The organism is Mycobacterium shimoidei (assembly GCF_900417275.1).
GTDB lineage: Bacteria > Actinomycetota > Actinomycetes > Mycobacteriales > Mycobacteriaceae > Mycobacterium > Mycobacterium shimoidei.
In genome coordinates this window covers 1,971,899-1,992,374 of record NZ_UEGW01000001.1, presented here as the reverse complement: position 1 = coordinate 1,992,374, position 20,476 = coordinate 1,971,899, and the positions used below count along the sequence as shown (strand labels likewise).

Annotated in this window: 22 protein-coding genes; 7 read left to right on the top strand and 15 right to left on the bottom strand. The window is 63.8% G+C overall.

Going from position 1 to position 20,476, the window contains the following annotated elements:
• Positions 1-2 precede the first annotated feature (2 nt).
• Positions 3-848 carry an MlaE family ABC transporter permease gene (locus MSP7336_RS09825; protein WP_069398255.1) on the bottom strand — a complete coding sequence of 282 codons (846 nt, stop codon included), beginning with the start codon at positions 846-848 and terminating at the stop codon, positions 3-5.
• 13 nt (positions 849-861) lie between these two features.
• A complete protein-coding gene (locus MSP7336_RS09820; RefSeq protein WP_069398256.1) occupies positions 862-1,671 on the bottom strand; it encodes an MlaE family ABC transporter permease in 810 nt (269 codons plus the stop codon).
• Between the two features lie 83 nt (positions 1,672-1,754).
• Here MSP7336_RS09820 and MSP7336_RS09815 point away from each other — a divergent pair, with 83 nt between their 5' ends.
• The gene (locus MSP7336_RS09815; protein ID WP_069398234.1) at positions 1,755-1,964 is read left to right on the top strand and encodes a hypothetical protein; all 210 of its coding nucleotides are present in this window, start codon (positions 1,755-1,757) and stop codon (positions 1,962-1,964) included.
• Positions 1,965-2,041: 77 nt separating this feature from the next.
• Here MSP7336_RS09815 and MSP7336_RS09810 read toward each other — a convergent pair whose 3' ends face one another.
• Positions 2,042-2,440, bottom strand: a complete 399-nt coding sequence (locus tag MSP7336_RS09810; RefSeq protein WP_232321145.1) for a hypothetical protein — start codon at positions 2,438-2,440, stop codon at positions 2,042-2,044.
• A 135-nt stretch (positions 2,441-2,575) separates the two neighbouring features.
• Between MSP7336_RS09810 and MSP7336_RS09805 the strand changes: the two genes are divergently transcribed.
• Both MSP7336_RS09805 and MSP7336_RS09800 read left to right on the top strand, forming a co-directional pair.
• Positions 2,576-3,223, top strand: coding sequence for a hypothetical protein (locus MSP7336_RS09805; protein ID WP_232321144.1), 648 nt, complete (start codon positions 2,576-2,578; stop codon positions 3,221-3,223).
• On the top strand, positions 3,220-3,840 hold the full coding sequence (locus MSP7336_RS09800; protein WP_069398232.1) for a hypothetical protein: 621 nt from the start codon (positions 3,220-3,222) through the stop codon (positions 3,838-3,840). The genes MSP7336_RS09805 and MSP7336_RS09800 overlap by 4 nt, the downstream gene beginning before the upstream one ends.
• A 15-nt stretch (positions 3,841-3,855) precedes the next feature.
• On the opposite strand, the gene MSP7336_RS09795 is transcribed toward MSP7336_RS09800, so the two are convergent.
• The 10 genes from MSP7336_RS09795 to MSP7336_RS09750 all read right to left on the bottom strand — a co-directional run bounded on the left by MSP7336_RS09795 (position 3,856) and on the right by MSP7336_RS09750 (position 15,107).
• Positions 3,856-4,368: an Rv2253/PknI dimerization domain-containing protein gene (locus MSP7336_RS09795; protein WP_069398231.1), complete on the bottom strand. Its 513-nt coding sequence runs from the start codon at positions 4,366-4,368 to the stop codon at positions 3,856-3,858.
• Entirely contained in the window at positions 4,365-6,074 is a 1,710-nt protein-coding gene (locus MSP7336_RS09790) for an MCE family protein (RefSeq protein WP_113963608.1), read from the bottom strand. Before MSP7336_RS09790 ends, MSP7336_RS09795 begins: the two co-directional genes overlap by 4 nt.
• A complete protein-coding gene (locus tag MSP7336_RS09785; RefSeq protein ID WP_113964850.1) occupies positions 6,075-7,295 on the bottom strand; it encodes an MCE family protein in 1,221 nt (406 codons plus the stop codon).
• A 5-nt stretch (positions 7,296-7,300) separates the two neighbouring features.
• The gene (locus MSP7336_RS09780) at positions 7,301-8,692 is read right to left on the bottom strand and encodes an MCE family protein (RefSeq protein WP_085178715.1); all 1,392 of its coding nucleotides are present in this window, start codon (positions 8,690-8,692) and stop codon (positions 7,301-7,303) included.
• On the bottom strand, positions 8,689-9,807 hold the full coding sequence (locus tag MSP7336_RS09775; protein WP_069398242.1) for an MCE family protein: 1,119 nt from the start codon (positions 9,805-9,807) through the stop codon (positions 8,689-8,691). The genes MSP7336_RS09780 and MSP7336_RS09775 overlap by 4 nt, the downstream gene beginning before the upstream one ends.
• Positions 9,807-10,829 (bottom strand): MCE family protein, encoded by a 1,023-nt coding sequence (locus tag MSP7336_RS09770; RefSeq protein WP_069398241.1) that lies wholly within the window; start codon positions 10,827-10,829, stop codon positions 9,807-9,809. Before MSP7336_RS09770 ends, MSP7336_RS09775 begins: the two co-directional genes overlap by 1 nt.
• Positions 10,826-12,112 (bottom strand): MCE family protein, encoded by a 1,287-nt coding sequence (locus tag MSP7336_RS09765; RefSeq protein ID WP_244917442.1) that lies wholly within the window; start codon positions 12,110-12,112, stop codon positions 10,826-10,828. Before MSP7336_RS09765 ends, MSP7336_RS09770 begins: the two co-directional genes overlap by 4 nt.
• A 10-nt stretch (positions 12,113-12,122) precedes the next feature.
• Complete coding sequence (locus tag MSP7336_RS09760) at positions 12,123-12,968, bottom strand: MlaE family ABC transporter permease (protein WP_113963606.1); 846 nt, start codon at positions 12,966-12,968, stop codon at positions 12,123-12,125.
• 13 nt (positions 12,969-12,981) lie between these two features.
• A complete protein-coding gene (locus tag MSP7336_RS09755; RefSeq protein ID WP_069398256.1) occupies positions 12,982-13,791 on the bottom strand; it encodes an MlaE family ABC transporter permease in 810 nt (269 codons plus the stop codon).
• A 110-nt stretch (positions 13,792-13,901) separates the two neighbouring features.
• Positions 13,902-15,107, bottom strand: coding sequence for a CaiB/BaiF CoA transferase family protein (locus tag MSP7336_RS09750; RefSeq protein ID WP_113963605.1), 1,206 nt, complete (start codon positions 15,105-15,107; stop codon positions 13,902-13,904).
• Positions 15,108-15,446: 339 nt separating this feature from the next.
• Between MSP7336_RS09750 and MSP7336_RS09745 the strand changes: the two genes are divergently transcribed.
• The 4 genes from MSP7336_RS09745 (at position 15,447) to MSP7336_RS09730 (ending at position 18,191) form a co-directional block, all read left to right on the top strand.
• Complete coding sequence (locus tag MSP7336_RS09745; RefSeq protein ID WP_069398169.1) at positions 15,447-16,148, top strand: SDR family NAD(P)-dependent oxidoreductase; 702 nt, start codon at positions 15,447-15,449, stop codon at positions 16,146-16,148.
• Positions 16,149-16,190: 42 nt separating this feature from the next.
• Positions 16,191-16,391 carry a ferredoxin gene (locus MSP7336_RS09740; RefSeq protein ID WP_113963604.1) on the top strand — a complete coding sequence of 67 codons (201 nt, stop codon included), beginning with the start codon at positions 16,191-16,193 and terminating at the stop codon, positions 16,389-16,391.
• Between the two features lie 80 nt (positions 16,392-16,471).
• On the top strand, positions 16,472-17,728 hold the full coding sequence (locus MSP7336_RS09735) for a cytochrome P450 (RefSeq protein WP_232321138.1): 1,257 nt from the start codon (positions 16,472-16,474) through the stop codon (positions 17,726-17,728).
• 31 nt (positions 17,729-17,759) lie between these two features.
• Positions 17,760-18,191, top strand: coding sequence for a hypothetical protein (locus MSP7336_RS09730; RefSeq protein WP_069398167.1), 432 nt, complete (start codon positions 17,760-17,762; stop codon positions 18,189-18,191).
• A gap of 19 nt (positions 18,192-18,210) precedes the next feature.
• Here the strand turns inward: MSP7336_RS09730 and MSP7336_RS09725 are convergent, their stop codons facing one another.
• Positions 18,211-19,383, bottom strand: coding sequence for an acyl-CoA dehydrogenase family protein (locus tag MSP7336_RS09725; RefSeq protein ID WP_069398166.1), 1,173 nt, complete (start codon positions 19,381-19,383; stop codon positions 18,211-18,213).
• Complete coding sequence (locus tag MSP7336_RS09720; RefSeq protein ID WP_069398165.1) at positions 19,367-20,365, bottom strand: acyl-CoA dehydrogenase family protein; 999 nt, start codon at positions 20,363-20,365, stop codon at positions 19,367-19,369. The genes MSP7336_RS09725 and MSP7336_RS09720 overlap by 17 nt, the downstream gene beginning before the upstream one ends.
• Positions 20,366-20,476 lie beyond the last annotated feature (111 nt).

Below are 20,476 nucleotides of genomic sequence, written 5' to 3'. Positions count from 1 at the left end.
CACTACCCCGACAAGTTGAAGTTTCCGTTGGACCCATAAATCGACAGCGACACCAACAACGTCACCGACACCACCACCACCAGCGACGTACGCACCGCATTACCCACCGCCACCCCCACCCCCGACGGCCCCCCCGTCGCGAAATACCCGAAATACGTGTGAATCAACAAAATCGTCAACGCCATCAACACCGCCTGCAGAAACGACCACAACAAATCGATCGGATTCAAAAACGTGTCGAAGTAATGGTCATACAGGCCCGCCGACTGCCCGAACAAAAACACCGTCGTGAACTGACTCGCCAGAAACGACAAGATCACCGCGATCGAATACAACGGCGTGATCGCGATCATCCCCGCGATCAACCGAGTACTCACCAAATACGACACCGGCCGAATCGCCATGGCCTCCAACGCATCAATCTCCTCACTGATACGCATCGCCCCCAACTGCGCCGTCACCCCCGCCCCGAACGTCGCCGCCAACCCAATACCAGCCACCACCGGCGCCGAGATCCGCACATTGATAAACGCCGCCAAAAACCCCGTCAACGCCTCAATACCGATATTGCCCAACGACGAATACCCCTGCACCGCCAACGTCCCCCCAGCCGCCAACGTCAAAAACCCCACGATCACCACCGTGCCGCCGATCATCGCCAACGTCCCCGCCCCCATAGAAATCTCGGCGATCAACCGAACCACTTCCCGGCGATAATGCACCGCCGCGAACGGAGCACTAGCCAACGCACGCCCATAAAACAACGTGTGATCCCCAATACGGCCCAACGTGCCCACCGGCCGCTCCAACTGACGGAACAACCGCGGATACGCCGCCCGCAACGTCACAACAACGCCCCGCTCACTTCGCCGTCATCTTGATACCGATCGCAGTCACCACCACATTGACCACGAACAACGACATGAACGCATACACCACCGTCTCGTTGACCGCATTACCCACCGCCTTGGCGCCCCCACCAGAAATGATCAACCCCCGATAACACGCCACCAACCCCGCGATCAAACCGAAAAGCATTGCCTTCACACACGAAATGATCACCTCAGGCACCCCCGTCAACAACGTGATCCCCGCCGCGAACGCACCAGGATTCACATCCTGCACAAACACCGAAAACGTATAACCCCCCAAAATCCCCACAATCACCACCAAACTATTCAGCAACAACGCCACCAACCCCGACGCCAACATCCGCGGAGTCACCAACCGCTGCACCGGATTAATCCCCAACACCTCCATCGCATCGATCTCCTCCCGAATCGTCCGCGACCCCAAATCCGCACAAATCGCCGTCGCCCCCGCCCCCGCCACAATCAACACCGTCACAATCGGACCCACCTGCGTCACCGCACCAAACGCCGCCCCCGCCCCCGACAAATCCGCCGCCCCCAACTCCCGCAACAAAATATTCAACGTAAAACTCACCAACACCGTGAACGGGATCGCCACCAACAACGTCGGCGCCAACGACACCCGCGCAATAAACCACGACTGCTCCAAAAACTCCCGCCAAAAAAACGGCCGACGAAACGCAAACCTCACCGCATCCGCCGACATCGCAAACAACCCACCCACCGCCTGCATCGCACCCGAAAAACTCCGCGGCACAGACACACCCGACGACCACCGCTCCGCAAACCTACCCGCCATCGACAACAACCCCACCAACATTGCGGCCCAAGCCAAACGCGAGACCAGCGAACTGGGCAGCGGCCGCCCAGCGAATATGTTGCATGGCGTGGCAACAGTCACCGACGTCGACGTCGCTGACGCCGGCGTTGCAAGACGTCGATCCGGTGCTGACCACAGCCACCTCCGTCACGGCGCTCATGGGCTGGGGCTCTCGTCGGCACCAAGTGGTGGACACGCGGGTTGCCCCGACCTTCCCCACGCGCGTGGCGATTATGACCCAAGCCGCGGGCTTGCGGGGCGCAATTGCGTAATGATAGTAAAGAAAAGGACCGCACGGCGGCCCGCTTATTTTTGCTGCCCGCCTGCTGCTCAGATTGCGGTCCGTCGGCTAGGTATCGCCGCGCACCCAGCTGGTGTGACCGTCATGGGCGATACAGACCAAAAACAGGCCGTCCGGCGCCTGTGCGACGTAATTCTGAAATTGGGTGCAGTCAGCGCCCTCTTCTTTGATGCCCGCCATCGGCGGGGAGCGGAACCATCGCGGCTGGTACCGCCTCGGCGAGCCGCAGAACATCAGCCGCCCCGGCTGCGACGCGAAGGACACGTTGTAGTCAGCGGTCCCGAACACGTAGTAGGTGGTGTTGTCGCACGGTGCACCGAGGACCACGTGTGGGGTGATGCCGGGCGTGCAGCTGGGGTAGTCGCAGACAGTCGGACCGGCAGCCGCCGGCGCTGCCAGCACGCCCGTACTCAGCAACGCGGCAGCCAGTGCCACGATGAATCGCACCCGATCACTCTGCCATAGCGGATAAGAAAATTCTCCTATTTGGAGAAGATCGCCTGTGCCCGAGGGCCTCCCGGTCCCGGGTCCCGCCGCAACGACGCCGGTGAGCGTCGGCTGCCGGTGATAATGTGGTTCTCCGTGCACGATCCGGTAGCGGACGCGGAACTCGAGGCCGCCCAGGCACAGGCACGCGCCGAGGCGGCTCGGGCACGTGCGATACAGCTACGCCGGGCGGCCGGCATCGCGGATGCGCAGGACGACGGCGGCGCCGTGCCGGCACGGGCGCGACGACGTTGGCTTCGCCGCCCGCGAGCGAAAGCCGTCACGGCCGGCGTCGGGATCGTGCTCGCCGCCGCCTCGGTCGCCGCGAGCGGCTACATGGCGTGGCAGCACCGCACGCTGGTGCAGAACCGGGATCGGGCGCCTGAATTCGCTGCGGCGGCCCGGCAAGCAGTGACGACGCTGATGTCAATCGACGCAGACCATGCGAGGGAAGATTTCCAGCGCATCATCGATGCCACTACGGGCGAGCTCAAGGCCCAGGTGGAAGCCACCTCGGCGCTGCTGGCCAAGCAGGCCGAGGAGTCGAAGGTCAGCAGTAAGGTCACCGTGCAAGCTGTCGCCGTTCAGTCGCAGACCGACGACTCGGCGGTCGTACTCGTCACGGCGAAATCCGATGTCACCGAGGCCGATAACACGAACCGGCCCGCTTTGTGGCGGCTGCGGGTCAACATCAACCGGGATGCCGGCAAGCTCAAGATGTCGAAGGTGGAGTTCGTGCAATGACGGTCGAGCACGAATCGTCGCTCGCCAGCATGGAAACGCCGACCGCCGACGGTACCGAGCCATCGCCCGCCGGCGAGAAACGAGTCCATCGCAGCGTGCTTGCGGTGCTCATCCGCTGCAGCCGATGGTGTCTGGCGAGATGGCGGCCAATACTCGCCGCAATGCTGGTCGCCACCTCAGTCGGCGTGGCATCGGGCTTGTTCTTCCTGCAGTACCTTCCGGACCGCCAGATCGATGACGCCGCGGCGCACCGGGCGATACAGGCAGCTTCAGACGGTGCCGTTGCCGTGCTGTCGTACTCTCCGGAGAACCTGGACCGGGATCTCGCCACGGCGAGATCACATCTCACCGGCGAATTTCTGGACTACTACACAAAGTTCAGCGACCAGTTCATCACCCCGATGGCACGGGAGAAGCACATCACGGCCACCGCCAAAGTGGTTCAGGCTGCCGTGTCGGAGTTGCACCCGGATTCGGCCACGGTGTTGATGTTCGTCAACCAGAACACGACAACAGCCGAGAAACCGGAACCGCTGCTGACCGCCAGCAGCATCCTGGTGACGATGAAAAAGATCGAGGGTTCCTGGTTGATCGCGAAGGTGGATCCGCTCGGCTGAGCACGCGAAAAGTCTTCAGCCGATTTTGTCCAGCCGGAACGGCATTGTGATGTCCAACCACTTGTTTACCCCGCACGCGCCGCTGGGACCAACGGTCTTGTCTTTACCAGCGAAGGTCGGTGATCCGAGCTTCGGGTAGCCGTTCGAGTCCACCGCGTAGAACATATAGGTCTGCTGCCCGGTGTATGCGGTGCCGTCCGGGCACCTTTCCCAGTCCGGCACATCGCGTTTGAGGTACCAAAGCTGTCCGTCATGGGTGTAGGTCGGCGCGGTCCAGCCCTGGTCGCTGGTCACCGTGCCGGTGCATTCCTGAAATGTCGCGCACGAGGAGCTGATCGTCCAGGTGCTGATGACCGTCGGCTCGACGTGATACTGGTCGTTCGTCTTGGCCAAGTCCCCGATGAAAGTGGCGCGGTACGTCCCGTTGATCGCGACCTCTTCCTTTGTCGTTGCGCCGGCTGGCGGCGCTGTGGCCGAGCTGCCGAATACTGTGGCAGCCAGCGTGATTGCAGCGGTGATTGCTTTCATGTCGGAAGCATGTCCTGCCACTTTTTGGGTCCTGTCGATCTCGCGAGATCGGACTGCACATACAACTTCCCGTCCGGGCCGAGATACCGTCCGGTGTGCGGGTCGTACTGTGCGGTCACCACCGGCGCCTTGGGCTTGGAGTCCTTGGCGCCGAACGCGCTCGGTGCGGCCTGCGGTCCTCCGGTTTCGGCCGGTGCCGGCGCCTCCGGTGGCGCGGGTGCCGGCGCCGGCGGCGGCGCGTCGTCGGGAACATCCAGGGGCGCAATGGGCGGAAGGTCTGCCGATTGTGTCGACATACCGACCGACGAGGGCACCGGCGGTGCAGAGTATCCCTCCCCCGGCGGTCCGTAGCTGCCCCGTGGGCCCGGTGGTGTGCCCCGCGGGACGGCTCCCGGGGGCAGGGGGGTGCCCTCGACCGGGCCGAATATCCTGTCGTTGGCCGTGATCCGGTCATCGGGTGGTACACCCTGTGACAGCAGGTTCGGATCCAGGGGGTAGGGGCCGAGCACATGCTGGCGCATCGCCAGCGGCATGTACGGCTTGTCGCTTTCGCAGATCTCGACCGTGGGGGCACGCTTGCCGGGCTGCCCCATGCATGGATAGTTGCGGGCGCCGCGCACCGTGAGCGGCGAATCCTGCGGCAGTTTGCAATACAGCCCGTCCGGCGTGTCGATCACCGTGGTGTCTTCCGGCGATCGCCACTGGCTCGCCGGCATGAACCCGACCGTGCAAATGGGCGGATCGTCGACCGTGATCGCGAAGTCGCCGACGGGCATACCGTCCGGGTTACGAGTGGGGTCCCCGGATTGCAACGTCGCACCCACCACCGGCGGCAGCATCACCAGCAGTTGCTCCAGCGAGGGGTGGTAGGTGATCCCGATCTGACCGATGGTGGTCAGGTTGGCCAACAACACCGGCAGCGTCGGCTTGACTTGCTCGAGCAGCCGGGAGGCTTCGTTGGCGGCTTCGGGACCGTTTTGCAGCAAGGTGCGGATCCGCGAGTCGTCGGTCACCAGCACGTCCGAGATGCCGGCGAGACTGCGCGCCCACGTTCTGATTGCGTCGGTCGTGCTCGCCTGTGAATCCAGCAGTGGCCCCGTGTCCTCGGTGAGGGTCCGGGTGCGGTCGGCAACGGCGTTGGCGTCCGCGGCGATTCGTGACGACGAGTCGGACAGCGACCCCAGGTCGTAGCCGGACCCGTTGAAGCCGGTGAACGATTCGTCGAGCAACTGGCTGAGCTTGTTTTTGGAGATGCTGCCGGTCAACGCACTGACCTGATCCAGCATGGGGCCGACCGCCTGCGGAATCGTGGTGTCACGCATGGCGATAACCGAGCCGTTGTGCAGGTAGGGCGGCCCATTGGTCTTGGGCCGCAGGTCCACGTATTGTTCGCCGACCGCGGAGATGCTGCGCACCTCCGCGGAGAGGTCCGCTGGAATCTTCGGCGAGGTGCCCAGCGACAGGGTGGCTTTGGCGCCGTCCGGCGTCAGGGCGACGGAGGTGACCTTGCCGATCTGCACCCCGCGGTAGGTCACGTTGGAAAACCGGTACAGGCCGCCCGCGGCCGGCAGTTCCAGCGTGACGGTCATCCGGCCGATACCCAGCAGGGTCGGCGCCTGGATGTAGAAGAGGACCATCGCGACGACCCCGATGATGCCGACGATCGTGAAGATCGCCAGCTGGATCCGGACGAAGCGGGACAGCATCTATCCACCCGCCTCCGCTGCCGGTGGTGCTGCCTCGGCGAGCCCGGGACCGGGGGGCGGACCGAATTCCGGTCCGGGCGGCGGAGCTTGCGGGCCTGCCGGAGGAGTGTCCGGCGGTGGCGGCGCGACCCCGGCGTGCAGCGGATCGTACGTGTATTGCAGATAGGGCGGATCCCCGGGCGCCGGGGGCTCCGGCTCGTGTGTTTGCCCCCAGTGGGTGCCCAGCAGTAGTCCGCGCTTGAGCCGGGGAATCGTGATGTCCAGCTCGGCGAACAGGTTGAAGTAGTCGCCCCGGACAGCGCGGTCGATGAAGTATTGCGGGAACGGGAAGGTCGGCGCGCCGGCGAGCGCGATGCCGAGATCGTCTCCGACGTCGGCGAGGCCGCGGAGGGTCGGCTCGAGATTTTGTAGGTTCTTGACCAGGTCCGCCTGGGCATCGTTGATCAGCCCGGTCGCGGTGTTGCTGAAGACCCGAAGTCGCTCCAGCGCCGTGGTGAGGCGCGGTCGCTCTCTGTTCAGCACGTCCAACGCCGGCGGAATCTTGCGCAGCGCCTCGGAGATGACGTCACGCTCGGCGGCGAATGTGCCGGCAAGCCGGTTCAATTCCTGGATAGACGCCACCAGGCTGTCGCGCTGTGCGTCTAGTGTTCCGACGAACTTGTCGAGTCGGGTGATCAGGTCGCGCACCGCACCCTCACGGCCGGACAGGGCCGCGCTGAAGTTGTGCACGATGTCTTGGATCTGGCCCAGTCCCCCGCCGTTGACGATCACCGACAGCGATGACAGAGTCTGTTCGGTCGACGGGTAGGTCGACGACCTGTTCAGCGGCAGGGTGGCACCGGGTTGCAGCCGCCCGCGAGGCGGCTCACCCAGCGGCGGGTTGAGCTCTAAGTGCATCGAACCCAGCAGACTGGTCTGTCCCACCGAGGCGACTGCGTTGGCGGGAATCACCACGTCGGGCTTCACCGAGATCTCGAGGTCGGCGTGCCAGCCGTGCACTCTCATGTCACCGACGCTGCCGACCACGACGTCATCGATCATCACCGGCGAATTCGACTCCAGCGTACCGACATTGGCAATTTCGACGTGATAGATGTCCGCGCCCGCTCCGCGCCCCACCGCCCCGGGCAACGGGAGTGAGTTCAGCCCGTGGAATGCACATCCCGTGCCGGTCAGCATCACGGCAGCACCGATCGCGAATACCCGCCGCACCGTACGCATCATGATTACGGCCCTTCCGCCGGTAACGGTGCGGGTGGCGGTGGCGGTGCGGCCGGTGTCGTCGGCGGCGGCTCCGGCATCGCCGCTCCGGGGATCCGGGGCAGCGGCACCGATCCCGGCGGCCCGACCGGGTCACCGGGCAGGCCGGTGTACGCCGAGACGGCCGGCGGCTGTTCGGGCGGCCCCGGTTTGGGGCCCTCGCCGCCGGGCGCCAGCCGCTGCTCGGTATAGACGATGTTGTCCGGGGTCGCCGACGGCTGAATGAACGGCGCGATCGGGAACGGCAGATTGTTGAAGTTGAGCAGCCGTATGCCCGGGCCGAGGAACAACGAGCACAGCTTGCCCGACTCGACCGACGTCACGTTCCCGATGGCACCGATGACCGAGCAGCCGGGCCAGAGCGGTCCGAGCAACGATCCCGACTGCACGGGATTTGCTTCGTTGATAAGACCGAAACCTCCCACAATGGTTCCGGTGTTTGGGTTGTAGTCGTTGTAGAAGTTCGCCAGTGCGTTGGGCGCGACGTGCAGAATGTTCTTCAGCGCCATCTGTTTGTCAGCCAGGATCTGGGTGAGGTCGGCCAACCGCAGAATCTGCTCGCTGGTTTGGTCGCGGGTACCCGCGATGAAGCGCTGCACCTCACCGACCGCGGTCGATAGATCGCTCAGCGCCGCGTCCAGCTCGGATCTGCTGTCGTTGACCACTGCTGTGAGCGTCGCCAGCCGGTCGTTGAACTGGACGATCTGGGTGTTGCTGTCGCGCAGTGTGGTGACGAAGGTTTGCAGGTTTTTGATGATGTCGACGATGTTGCCGCTGCCGTCGGCGAGGATCCGCCCCACCCCGGACAGTTGGGTCAGGGTTTGGCGCAGCTTGTCGCCGTTGCCGTCGAGCGCGTCGGCGGCGCTGTCGATGAACCGCCCCACCGAGGTACCTGACACCCCGCTCTTGGGTCCCAGTTCCGTTGCGAGCCGCATCAATTGGGTTTTGACCTCGTCCCACTCGACGGGCACCGCGGTGCGCTCGATCGGGATCACGGCGCCGTCGCCCATCACCGGTCCGGTATCGCGGTAAGCCGGTGCGAGCTGGACGTAGCGGGCGGCCACCAGGTTCGAGGCGACGATGACCGCTTTCGCGTCTGCCGGCACGGGCACGTCCCGATCGACGTGCAAGGTCATTTTGGCGCGTGTCCCATCCGGCTGGATGGACTTGATCGTCCCGACCTTGACACCGGAGACCCGTACCTCGTCGCCCGGGTAGATCGCGGTGGCGGTGGTGAAGTAGGCGGTAATCGTCTTCGGGCCGAAGAAGCTATTGCGGACGATCAATCCCGCGCCGGCAACCACGAGCCCGGCAAGGAGGATAGCGGCGGCGGCTGTCAGCCTGTTGCGCGAAATCACGGTCCGCCTCCGATCCTTCCGCCGATCGTGCAGCCGTCGCACGGCGGAATACCGTTGTACGGGAAAGGCAGCAGCGCCCGTGGTAGCGGCGAAGGTTTGCCGGGACCGGTCGCGGTGTCGAAAGTGCGATAACCCCAGAGATAGTCGACGAACGGCTGGAAAAGCTGCCCCATGGCCAAGTTGGGGACGAAGGCTTGATAGAAGAACCCCCCTGCGACCGCCTCGCCCAAGGTGATCTGATATTTCGCAAGTGCCGGCAGTGCTTTGGAGATGTAGTCCCGGTTCTTCTCCAGCATCGCTGTCACCGAATTCAGTCTCTGCAATGCCGGCGCCAACTTGCTTTCGTTGTCGTGCACCAACCCCGTCAGCTGTTTTGCCACCGTCGACGTACTCTCCAGCAGGTCCACGATCTCCTGCCGACGCGCTGCCAGCACTTGCAGCAGGTCATCGGCGTTGAGGATGAGCGCATTCACCTGCTGACTGCGTTCGGACAGAATCCCAGTGACATCGCGGGCGCTTTTGAGCAGCTGACCGAGCTTTTCGTTGCGGCCGTTCAGGCTTCGCGACAACCGCGTCAAGTTGTCGAACGTCGGCCCCAACTGTGGTGCGATTTGGTCCAGGGTCGCCGCCAGGGTGTCCAGCGACTGGTTCAGTGCTTCGGTGTTGGTTCCGGCGGTGTTCGTGGTGAGATCGCTGACGGCGTCGGTCAGCGAGTAGGGCGACGAGGTGCGCGAGATCGGTATGACATCCATCGGGCGCAGCGTGCCGCTGCCGGCCGAGTCCACGGTCAACACGCGCTCACCCAGCAGCGTGCCGGTCTTGATATGCGCGGTGGTCTCTGAGCCCAGCCGGACGTTTCCCTTGATCATGAACGTCACCAGGGCGTCGCCTTTACGCAACGAAACATCCGACACCGTGCCAACTTTGATACCGGATACCGTCACGTCGTTACCCGCGGCCAGACCCCCGGCTTCGGAAAACAGGGCTTGGTATTTGACCGTCGTCGCCCAGGAGATCAACTGCTCGGGCGCCAGGCCGACCAGGATCACCAGCACCATCAAGACGGCACCGATGAACCCCGCCTTGATCAACCCACTTCCGCGATACTTCAGCATCAGGGCTCACTGCACCTTCCGGCATTCGACCTGAACAACGGGGCTTTGACGGTGCGGCCCTGCAGGTCCGTGCCTTTGAGGATCAAAGCGCAGACGTAGTACGGGATGGTGCTGCCCATGGAGCCGAGGCGCATCAGCTTGCGGTAGTTGTCCGGCAGTTTCTGCAGCGCCGCATCGAGCCGATCCTTGTCATCGTCGAGCAGAGGGGCCAGCCGGCTGAGCTGGTCCACACTTCCCGCCAGTGGCGGCCTTGCCTTGGTCAGCAGATCCGCCAGTGAGGCGGTTCCGTTGTCCAGCGCGTCGATGGCCGCGCCGATCGGATCGCGGTCCTCGGCAAGCCCGCTGATCAGGTGCTCGAGGCGGTCGATCGCCCCGGAGAACTTATTGCCGTCCTTGCTGATGGTGCCGACCACGGTGTTGAGGTTGTCGATCAGTTGCTGCACCGTCTCGTTGTTGTCGGCCAACGCGTTCGAAAACGACGACGTCTTGGAAAACAGCGACTCCAAGTTGTCGCCCTGACCCTGGAAAATTTGCAGCAGCGCCGATGTCAGCGCATTGACATCTTGCGGATTGAGGCCCTGGACAACAGGTTTGAGTCCACCGAGTAACAGGTCGAGGTCAAGGGCGGGCGCGGTGCGGTCGACGGGAATCTGCCCGCCGGTCGGCAACCGTTTGGTCGAGCCCGGACCGTCGACGAGCTCGAGATAGCGATCACCGACCAAGTTGAGGTAGCGGACCGCGGCCTTGGTGCCCTCGGTGAGCACGATGCTGCGGTCGGCGTCGAATTTCACCAGGACCTTTTTGTCTCCGCGCAGCTTCACGCTGTTGACGGTGCCCACCCGAACCCCGGCGACCCGCACCGAATCACCGGACTTCAACCGTGACGCGTCGGCGAACACCGCCGAATACCCCGCCGTCGCGCCGGTACGGTACTCGCCAAAGATGAAGAACAGGAAAGCGGTCAGCACCGCCATCACAGCCGCGAAGACCGTGAACTTGACCAGCGTCGCGCGCGTGCTCATCCGGGCATCCCGACCTGTGCGGAGTTACGAGGCGGACCGGCGATGGGCCCGTACAGCAACTGTTTGAGACCGTCGAAATTGAGCAACAGTTGCGGATTTCCGTACTGCCACGGGTTGGCGCCGACATCGCCGACGACGAACGGCACCCATTTGTTGGTGGGGATGTCCGGAAGGTCCAGGCACTGCGGGCCACCGGTCGCGGCGACCTTGGGCAGGTGCGTCGGATACCGGTACCGTTCCTGGGCGAACACCAGACTGGCCGATAGCCAAATGCCGGGTTCATTCAGCGAACCGAACGGCGGAAACTTGTTCTGTTTTGCGAGTGCTTGGAAACCACAAGTCAAAGCCGGGCTGTACTCGTTGGTCAGGTCGGTGGTGGGCACCAGCAGATGCATCACCGTCGTCAGCGGTGTGCGGTTGGTTCCCAGCACGTCGTTGCCGATGTCGGCCAGGCCGATCGCGCTGACCAGCAACGCATCCAGGTTGTCCTGTTCGTCGACGATCGACTGGCTGATTTCCGAGGAGTTGGCGACGGTTTTCACCAGATCCGGCGCCGCGTCGGCGTAGGCATTGAACACTTTCGACGAGACCTCGAGGTCGTGGCTCAATGCCGGAAGGGCCGGATCCAGCTTGGCCAGAAACGACTCCAGATCGCTTAGTGCTTGACCGATCTTCGCTCCCCGTCCGCTTACTGCCTTCGCCAGCGCGCCGAGGGTTTCGTTGAGTTTGGCGGGGTCGATCTTGGCCAACACCTTCGTCAACTGCTCAAACACCGTGTTGATCTCGACCATGACGTGCTGGGCGTCCAATACCTGACCGGCGCGCAAGGGTTGCGGCGAGGGATCAGCGGGCGGGACCAGTTCGACGAATTTCGCGCCGAACACCGTCGACGACGCGATGTTGACCAGCACGTTGCTCGGAATCAGGTGCAACGCAGAGGGATACATAGCAAGGTGCAGAACGGCTTGACCACCCGGGCGGGCTTCGATCGAGTCGACTTTGCCGACCTGCACGCCACGCATCTTGACCTTCGCATCGGGGTTCATCACCAAGCCGGCCCGGGGTGAAATCACAGTCACCGGAGCGCTCTGGGCGAAACCACCTTGGAACAGACCCACGGACACAGCGACAATGGCGGCGACGATGGCGATGGTGGCCAGGCCCGCCAGTGGGCGCACATAGGATTGCACCCCGAAGTGGCGCCCCGGCGAAGCCGCGACAGGAGTTGCCGCACTGGCGGTTTCAGACCGATGAATCGGCCCGGGCCCCAGATTGCGCGTCACGTCTCCTCCACTACCCCGACAAGTTGAAGTTTCCGTTGGACCCATAAATCGACAGCGACACCAACAACGTCACCGACACCACCACCACCAGCGACGTACGCACCGCATTACCCACCGCCACCCCCACCCCCGACGGCCCCCCCGGCGGGAAATCCCCGACAGGCGAGTGAATCAACAACAAGGCCAACCCCATCAACACCGCCTGCAGAAACGACCACAACAAATCGATCGGATTCAAAAACGTGTCGAAGTAATGGTCATACAGGCCCGCCGACTGCCCGAACAAAAACACCGTCGTGAACTGACTCGCCAGAAACGACAAGATCACCGCGATCGAATACAACGGCGTGATCGCGATCATCCCCGCGATCAACCGAGTACTCACCAAATACGACACCGGCCGAATCGCCATGGCCTCCAACGCATCAATCTCCTCACTGATACGCATCGCCCCCAACTGCGCCGTCACCCCCGCCCCGAACGTCGCCGCCAACCCAATACCAGCCACCACCGGCGCCGAGATCCGCACATTGATAAACGCCGCCAAAAACCCCGTCAACGCCTCAATACCGATATTGCCCAACGACGAATACCCCTGCACCGCCAACGTCCCCCCAGCCGCCAACGTCAAAAACCCCACGATCACCACCGTGCCGCCGATCATCGCCAACGTCCCCGCCCCCATAGAAATCTCGGCGATCAACCGAACCACTTCCCGGCGATAATGCACCGCCGCGAACGGAGCACTAGCCAACGCACGCCCATAAAACAACGTGTGATCCCCAATACGGCCCAACGTGCCCACCGGCCGCTCCAACTGACGGAACAACCGCGGATACGCCGCCCGCAACGTCACAACAACGCCCCGCTCACTTCGCCGTCATCTTGATACCGATCGCAGTCACCACCACATTGACCACGAACAACGACATGAACGCATACACCACCGTCTCGTTGACCGCATTACCCACCGCCTTGGCGCCCCCACCAGAAATGATCAACCCCCGATAACACGCCACCAACCCCGCGATCAAACCGAAAAGCATTGCCTTCACACACGAAATGATCACCTCAGGCACCCCCGTCAACAACGTGATCCCCGCCGCGAACGCACCAGGATTCACATCCTGCACAAACACCGAAAACGTATAACCCCCCAAAATCCCCACAATCACCACCAAACTATTCAGCAACAACGCCACCAACCCCGACGCCAACATCCGCGGAGTCACCAACCGCTGCACCGGATTAATCCCCAACACCTCCATCGCATCGATCTCCTCCCGAATCGTCCGCGACCCCAAATCCGCACAAATCGCCGTCGCCCCCGCCCCCGCCACAATCAACACCGTCACAATCGGACCCACCTGCGTCACCGCCCCAAACGCCGCCCCCGCCCCCGACAAATCCGCCGCCCCCAACTCCCGCAACAAAATATTCAACGTAAAACTCACCAACACCGTGAACGGGATCGCCACCAACAACGTCGGCGCCAACGACACCCGCGCAATAAACCACGACTGCTCCAAAAACTCCCGCCAAAAAAACGGCCGACGAAACGCAAACCTCACCGCATCCGCCGACATCGCAAACAACCCACCCACCGCCTGCATCGCACCCGAAAAACTCCGCGGCACAGACACACCCGACGACCACCGCTCCGCAAACCTACCCGCCATCGACAACAACCCCACCAACATTGCGGCCCAAGCCAACCCGCCGGACAGGCGTGCCCCAACACGGCAGATAGGTGCCAATCGCGGCGACGTGCGGCATTGGGTCCCCCGACCTACGTGACGGCGCCGGCCGTCTTCAGCTCGATAATGCGGTCCCAGTCGTATCCCAGTTCCATCAATATGTCGTCGGTCTGCTCGGCGAACCCGGGCGCCGGACCGGTCTCGGGGGCGGTGACGTCGAACTGCACTGGGTTGGCGACCAATTCGAGCTCGCCCGCCTGTACCACGTACTCGTTGGCCCGGATCTGCGGGTCCTTGGCAGCCTGCAAGGTGTCCTGCACCGGCGCCCACGGCCCGGCCAGCGTCGCGAACCGTTCGCTCCATTCGGCGAGGCTGCGGGTGGCGATCACCTCCGACAGGATCTTCACCGCCTCGGCGGTGTTGGCGGCGATCAGCTCGTCGGTGGCGAACCGCGGGTCGTCGGCAAGCTCGGGCCGATCGATGTGGCGGCAGACGTCGGCCCAGAATTTGGACGCCTGCATCATCACGAAGGAGATATAGCGCCCGTCCGATGTCGTGTAGAGCCCTACCAGTGGGTTGATCGGTGAACCGTGCACGCCGGGCGGGAACGCCTCCATCCGCTGACCGAGATGCACCGTCAAGGCCACCGTGTGTCCCAGCGACCACAGGCCGCTGCCCAGCAACGAGACGTCGACGACTGACGGTTCGCCGGTACGCTCCCGCTTGAGCAGCGCCGCCGCGATACCGCCGGCCAGATTGGTGCCCGAAATGGTGTCGCCGTAGGCCGGGCCCGGCGGCCCGATCATTCCCTCCATCGAGGGTGGGGTGATCGTCGCCGCGGTTCCGGCCCGGCACCAAAACGCGGTCATGTCGTAGCCGCCCTTTTCCGCCTCGGCACCGCGGGGGCCAAGCGCGCTGCCGCGCGCGTAGATGATCTTGGGGTTGACCGCGCGGATGTCCTCGACGTCGATGCCGAACTTCTTACGGTGCCCCGGCAGGAAGCTGGTCAAAAAGACATCCGAGCGGCGAACCAACTCATAGAGCACGTCCTTGCCTTCGGGCACCGACATGTCCAGGCCCAGACTGCGTTTGTTGCGGTTGGCGTGCTCGATGTTGGGATTGGGGTCGCCCTCCACGCGCAGCAAACCGGTCTGGCGCAGACCGCGCTGAGGGTCGCCGGTCACCGCGTGCTCGACCTTGATTACGTCGGCGCCCCACTCGGCCAGTACCGCGCCGGCCGATGGCACGAAGCCGTACATCGCGACCTCGAGAACGCGGATGCCTTCTAGGGGTTTCATCCGGCAACCTCCGCAAAGGTCTTGCCGGCGTCAGCCGAACCGCCACCCTCCGCGATCGTCGTCGTCGCGTCCTGCGGTGGCATTCGGCCTCCTCAACACGTGGATAATTTCATTCTCATCCCCGGCGAATCATACATTCCGAGTTTGAGAATTCAACCAAACAGAAGAAACGAGACTGCCATACTCATACCGCCAACCGAGATCCCGCGTCGGTGCCGTCTGCGCTGGCAGAGTGGGCTTTCGAGCTTGTCTTGCGGCACGCAACAGCGTGAGAGTAGGGTTCTCATATTCGGAAGGGAGATTCTTGGTGAATGAGACGGGCCGAGACGAGGTCCTGACGTGACAACGGCCGTCGTCACCGGCGGCGGCTCGGGCATCGGCGCGGCCGTCGTGGAGCGGCTGCGACGCGACGGCTACCGAGTCGCGAGCATCGATCTCAAGCCCGGCCAGACCGAGTACGCCTTCACCGCCGACGTCACCGACCGCTCGCAGGTGGACGCTGCGCTCGCGGGCATTCGCGAGCAACTGGGCCCGGTCACCGTTCTGGTCAATGCCGCCGGCCTCGACGGTTTCAAGCGGTTCACCCACATCGACTTCGAGGATTGGCAGCGGGTCATCGACGTCAACCTCAACGGTGTCTTCCACATGATCCAGGCGGTGCTGCCCGACATGATCGATGCCGGCTATGGCCGGATCGTCAACATTTCGTCGTCGAGCACGCATTCCGGCACGCCGTACATGGCCCACTATGTGGCGGCTAAATCCGCGGTCAACGGGCTCACCAAGTCGCTGGCCCTCGAGTACGGGCCCAACGGCATCACCGTCAATGCCATACCGCCCGGTTTCATCGACACCCCGATGCTGCGTAGCGCGCAAGAGCACGGCTTCATCGGCGACATCGACAAAAACATCGCCGCAACACCGGTGCGCCGCATCGGCAAACCGGAAGACATTGCGGCCGCATGCGCCTTTCTGGCTTCCGAAGAGGCCGGCTACATCACCGGACAGATATTGGGCGTCAACGGCGGCCGAAACACCTAAGCCGCGGCTACCTGAAGCGGTACGACTTCAGAAGGGGAAGACATGAAAGTCAGGGTCGACTCGCAACGCTGCCAAGGCCACACGCTGTGCGCCATGATCGCCCCGAATTCCTTCGTGCTCGACGACATCGAGGGACATTCCTCGGCGGTGACCGAAGATGTTCCGCCCGAATACGAATCACAAGTTCGCGAAGCCGCCCAGTCCTGCCCGGAGCAAGCCATCGACATAGAGGAAACGCCTTGAGCGATCGCAAGAAGAACCGGTATCACTTCGACCGGCACACGCCGGAGTACCGGTTGCAGTTCGAGAAGATCACCGAAGAAATGCTTGCCAACTGTCCGGTGGCGTGGACCGACACTTACGGCGGTCACTGGGTCGCCGCAGGAAGCGAGGCGGTGTTCGAGCTGGCCCGCTGCCCGCACGTTTCCAACGACCACGACGTCAACGGTGAACGGCGCGGATACCAAGGCATTTCGATTCCGAAGGCCAAGCGCGCAAGCGGTGTGCGCGGCGGCATCCTGGAGATGGACGAACCCGAGCACCGCATCTACCGCAACGTGCTCAACCCGTATCTGTCGCCGGCCGCGGTCAAGCGGTGGGTTCCGTTCATCGACGAAGTGACGCGGGCATGCCTGGACGAGAAGATCGAGGAAGGGCGTATCGACTTCGTCGACGATCTGGCCAACGTGGTGCCGGCCGTCCTCACCCTGGCGATGCTCGGTATCCCGCTGAAGAATTGGGCGCTTTACAGCGAGCCGACCCACGCCGCGGTGTACACCCCTGAACATTCCCCGGACATCGAGCGGGTGGTCGCGATGCACCGCCAGATGGGTCTGGATCTGCTCAACAACATGATCGAGATCCGCGAGAAACCGCGTCCGGGCATTGTCAATGCGCTCATCAGTATGCGGATCGACGGAAATCCCGCTCCCGATCTGGAGATCATGGGCAATCTCGGTCTGGTCATCGGTGGCGGTTTCGACACCACCACCGCGTTGACCGCGCACTCACTGGAGTGGCTGTCGCAAAATCCCGATCAACGTGAACGGCTCAGCCGCGAGCGGGACACCCTGCTCGATTCGGCGACCGAGGAGTTCCTGCGCTACTTCACCCCCGCGCCGGGCGACGGACGCACCTTCTCCGACGACGTCGAAATCGTGGGAACCCAGTTCAAAGAGGGTGAGCGGCTCTGGATCTCCTGGGCGATGGCCAACCGCGACCCGGCGCTGTTCCCTGACCCGAACAAGATCGTCATGGAACGGAAAGGCAACCGGCACTTCAGCTTCGGTCTCGGTGTGCATCGCTGCATCGGCTCCAACGTGGCGCGCACGGTGTTCAAATCCATGCTCACCGCGGTGCTCGACCGGATGCCTGACTACCAATGCGACCCCGAGGGGACCGTGCACTACGAGACCATCGGCGTCATCCAGGGCATGCGCAAGCTCCCGGCCACCTTCACCCCCGGACGCCGGCTCGGCGCGGGTCTGGATGAAACGCTGGACAAGCTGCAACGGATCTGCGACGAGCAGGAGCTCGCTCGGCCCATCACCGAACGCAAGGACGTCGCCGTCATCGACTGACATACTGGCCAGACGGAACGGAGGGCAGCCGATGAAGAAGTTGACACTGGGCGTGGCGTTGACGACAGCAGCGGTGGCGTTGGCGCCGAGTGCCCAAGCACGCATGCAGATCGGTAACTATGAGGTGCAGACCCCGCGGGATCCGGGTCACTCCTGGATATGGCAGATCCGGCCGTGCACTCCGGCTGCATCCGAAGACTGTGTCCATGTGTCGGCCGTGCCCCGGCCTAACGGGCAAGCGGCGCCGTACTGGGGAGATGCGCAACTGGTCGATGGCCGCTACACGCTGGTCGTCGATGTGCCCGACGGGGTGCGCTGCGTGGTGTATTTCCGTCCTTCGCACGACGTCTACACATGGGATCCGGTGACGCTGACCGGTTCGGTGGTGTCCACCTACGACCAGGGCTGCGCCGGACCCCCGGGCGGAACGGACACCTACCCGTTCACCCTCGTGCGGTACTGAGCGCGTCTGGGACGGCGCCTCAATGCGGCAGGCCGAGCACCCGCTGGGCGATGATGTTGCGCTGGATCTCCGAGGTGCCGCCGGCGATCGTGCCCGAGAAGCTGCGGGCATAGCGCTCGAACCAGCTGGCGAAGTAGTGGTCGAGGTTCATCGGCGCGTATGGGCCGGTCAGGGCGGGATGTGCAAGCCCGTCGGGGCCCGCGGCCGACAGCGCGTGTTCGCACGCTGCGCGCTCGGCTTCAGAACCGAGCAACTTCAGCACCGACAACGCCGGCACGTCTTCCTCGCCGCGGGCGGCGCGCGCCAGCGCCACCGAGCCGAGCAGCCGCAGCGCTTGATGGTCCATCACCAAAGTCGCGTACTGGTCGCGCTCCACCGCGGTAGCCGGATGGAAATCACTGATGAGGTTATCCAGCCGGTCGGCGAAGCCCAGCCACATCATCGTGCGTTCGTGCCCAAGCGACCCGTTGGCGACTCGCCAACCCTGGTTCAGCGGCCCGACCAGGTTTTCGGCCGGTACCCGCACGTCGGTGAAGAACACCTCGTTGAAGTCCAAGTCATCGATCGAGCAGATCGACGGAAACGGCCGTCGCACCACACCGGGGGTGTCGGTGGGGATCAGTAACGCGCTGATGCCCTTGTGTTTTGGGGCATCGGGATCGGTGCGCACAAACGTCAGCAACACGTCGGCATCGTGGGCGCCCGATGTCCACACCTTCTGTCCATTGACCACGAAGTCGTCGCCGTCTCGCACCGCGCGGGTGCGCAGCGACGCCAGGTCGGAGCCGGCGCTGGGCTCGCTCATGCCCAGCGACGCGGTGATCTCGGCCCGCAGAATCGGCACCGCCCAGCGGTGCTTTTGCTCATCGGTGCCGAACGACAACAGCGATGCCGCAATGATATTCACGCCCTGCGGATTGAAACTGTGGTAGATCCGTCTGCGGCACAACTCTTCTAGGTACACGTACTGCTGCAATACGGTGGCGTTGCGTCCGCCGAACTCCGGAGGCTGGGTGGGCAGCAGCCAGCCGTTGTCGAACAGGAGTCGCTGCCAGCGGCGTGCCCAGGCCGGCATGTGCGACACCGAGCGGGGCCGCTCCGTCGTCTCGGCTTCGTCGGGCAGATGCTCGTCGAGGAAGGCGGCGAACTCCGCGCGGAACTCCTCGACGTCGGAATCAAATGCGAGCTGCACGGTACTCCTCGGCGATCATCGCCCGATGTTCGGCGGCACCGCCGAGCATCAACTCGCCGGCTTTGGCGCGCTTGAGCGCGAACTGCAGATCGTTCTCCCACGTGAAACCCATTGCGCCGAACAGCTGTAGACCATGACGAAACACCAGGGCTTGACACTCCCCCGCTGCGGCTTTGGCCATCGCGGCCGCAAGCCGCCGGCGCGGGTCGTCTTCGGCGATGGTCAACGCCGCGAAATAGCCCAGCGCGCGGGCTCGTTCGATCGCGACGTGCATGTCGGCGGCCTTGTGCTGTACGGCCTGAAACGACCCGATCGGCACCCCGAATTGCTGGCGGCCGCGCACATGGTCGAGGACCAGATCGAGGATGCGCTGGCAGGCGCCGACCATCGTCATCGCCATCCCGGTCAGGGCGACATGGCGTGCCCGCTCGGTGTCGACGCTGACCCGGGCGGCATCGGGCAGGTGGACCCCGTCGAAGGTCACGTCGGCCACGTGCAGCACCGGGTCGAAGATCGACGAGCGCCGTACGAACACATCGCCGGCGCTGACCACGAACACCGCCGCGTCGGTCACCACCGCCAGCCGCTCGGCGCGGTCTCCGTCGAGCACATGCCGCGCCGTGCCGTCGAGCATCCAGCCTTGCGCGTCGCGGCGCACCGCGACGCCGCTGTACACGGCGGCCCCGGGGGCCTGCGGGTCGAATCGCTCGCCGACCAGCGGCGCGAATTGCGTCATCGTGGCCAAGAACGCCGTGGGATCGGTGGCGCGGCCCAGCTCTTCGGTGACGATGGCCAGTTCCACCGCGCTGGCCGGATCGTTCAGCTCGGTCCAGCCCAGATCCGCGTAGACCTTCCACAGCGCGCTGGTGTCGGCGCCTTCTTCGGCCACGCTGCGCACCAACGACGGCGGACACTGCTTGGCGACGACATCACGTACGGTTTCCTGCCACAGCCGCTGATCCGCGTCGAACTCTAGAAGCATCGTCCGAGAATAGCATTCTCGTTAACGAAAGTATGCATCTCAGACCTCGCAAGGCTGCTTGCTGACGAGGAAGCAACCGCATCTCATACCTCATGTGTCGCAATGGTTGCG

Excerpts from the sequence above, each read along its gene's own strand:
- MSP7336_RS09820 (WP_069398256.1), bottom strand. The coding sequence starts at position 1,671 with ATGGCGGGTAGGTTTGCGGAGCGGTGGTCGTCGGGTGTGTCTGTGCCG.
- MSP7336_RS09815 (WP_069398234.1), top strand. The coding sequence starts at position 1,755 with ATGGCGTGGCAACAGTCACCGACGTCGACGTCGCTGACGCCGGCGTTG.
- MSP7336_RS09800 (WP_069398232.1), top strand. The coding sequence starts at position 3,220 with ATGACGGTCGAGCACGAATCGTCGCTCGCCAGCATGGAAACGCCGACC.
- MSP7336_RS09795 (WP_069398231.1), bottom strand. The coding sequence starts at position 4,368 with ATGAAAGCAATCACCGCTGCAATCACGCTGGCTGCCACAGTATTCGGC.
- MSP7336_RS09790 (WP_113963608.1), bottom strand. The coding sequence starts at position 6,074 with ATGCTGTCCCGCTTCGTCCGGATCCAGCTGGCGATCTTCACGATCGTC.
- MSP7336_RS09785 (WP_113964850.1), bottom strand. The coding sequence starts at position 7,295 with ATGCGTACGGTGCGGCGGGTATTCGCGATCGGTGCTGCCGTGATGCTG.
- MSP7336_RS09775 (WP_069398242.1), bottom strand. The coding sequence starts at position 9,807 with ATGCTGAAGTATCGCGGAAGTGGGTTGATCAAGGCGGGGTTCATCGGT.
- MSP7336_RS09770 (WP_069398241.1), bottom strand. The coding sequence starts at position 10,829 with ATGAGCACGCGCGCGACGCTGGTCAAGTTCACGGTCTTCGCGGCTGTG.
- MSP7336_RS09755 (WP_069398256.1), bottom strand. The coding sequence starts at position 13,791 with ATGGCGGGTAGGTTTGCGGAGCGGTGGTCGTCGGGTGTGTCTGTGCCG.
- MSP7336_RS09750 (WP_113963605.1), bottom strand. The coding sequence starts at position 15,107 with ATGAAACCCCTAGAAGGCATCCGCGTTCTCGAGGTCGCGATGTACGGC.
- MSP7336_RS09740 (WP_113963604.1), top strand. The coding sequence starts at position 16,191 with ATGAAAGTCAGGGTCGACTCGCAACGCTGCCAAGGCCACACGCTGTGC.
- MSP7336_RS09735 (WP_232321138.1), top strand. The coding sequence starts at position 16,472 with ATGCTTGCCAACTGTCCGGTGGCGTGGACCGACACTTACGGCGGTCAC.
- MSP7336_RS09730 (WP_069398167.1), top strand. The coding sequence starts at position 17,760 with ATGAAGAAGTTGACACTGGGCGTGGCGTTGACGACAGCAGCGGTGGCG.
- MSP7336_RS09720 (WP_069398165.1), bottom strand. The coding sequence starts at position 20,365 with ATGCTTCTAGAGTTCGACGCGGATCAGCGGCTGTGGCAGGAAACCGTA.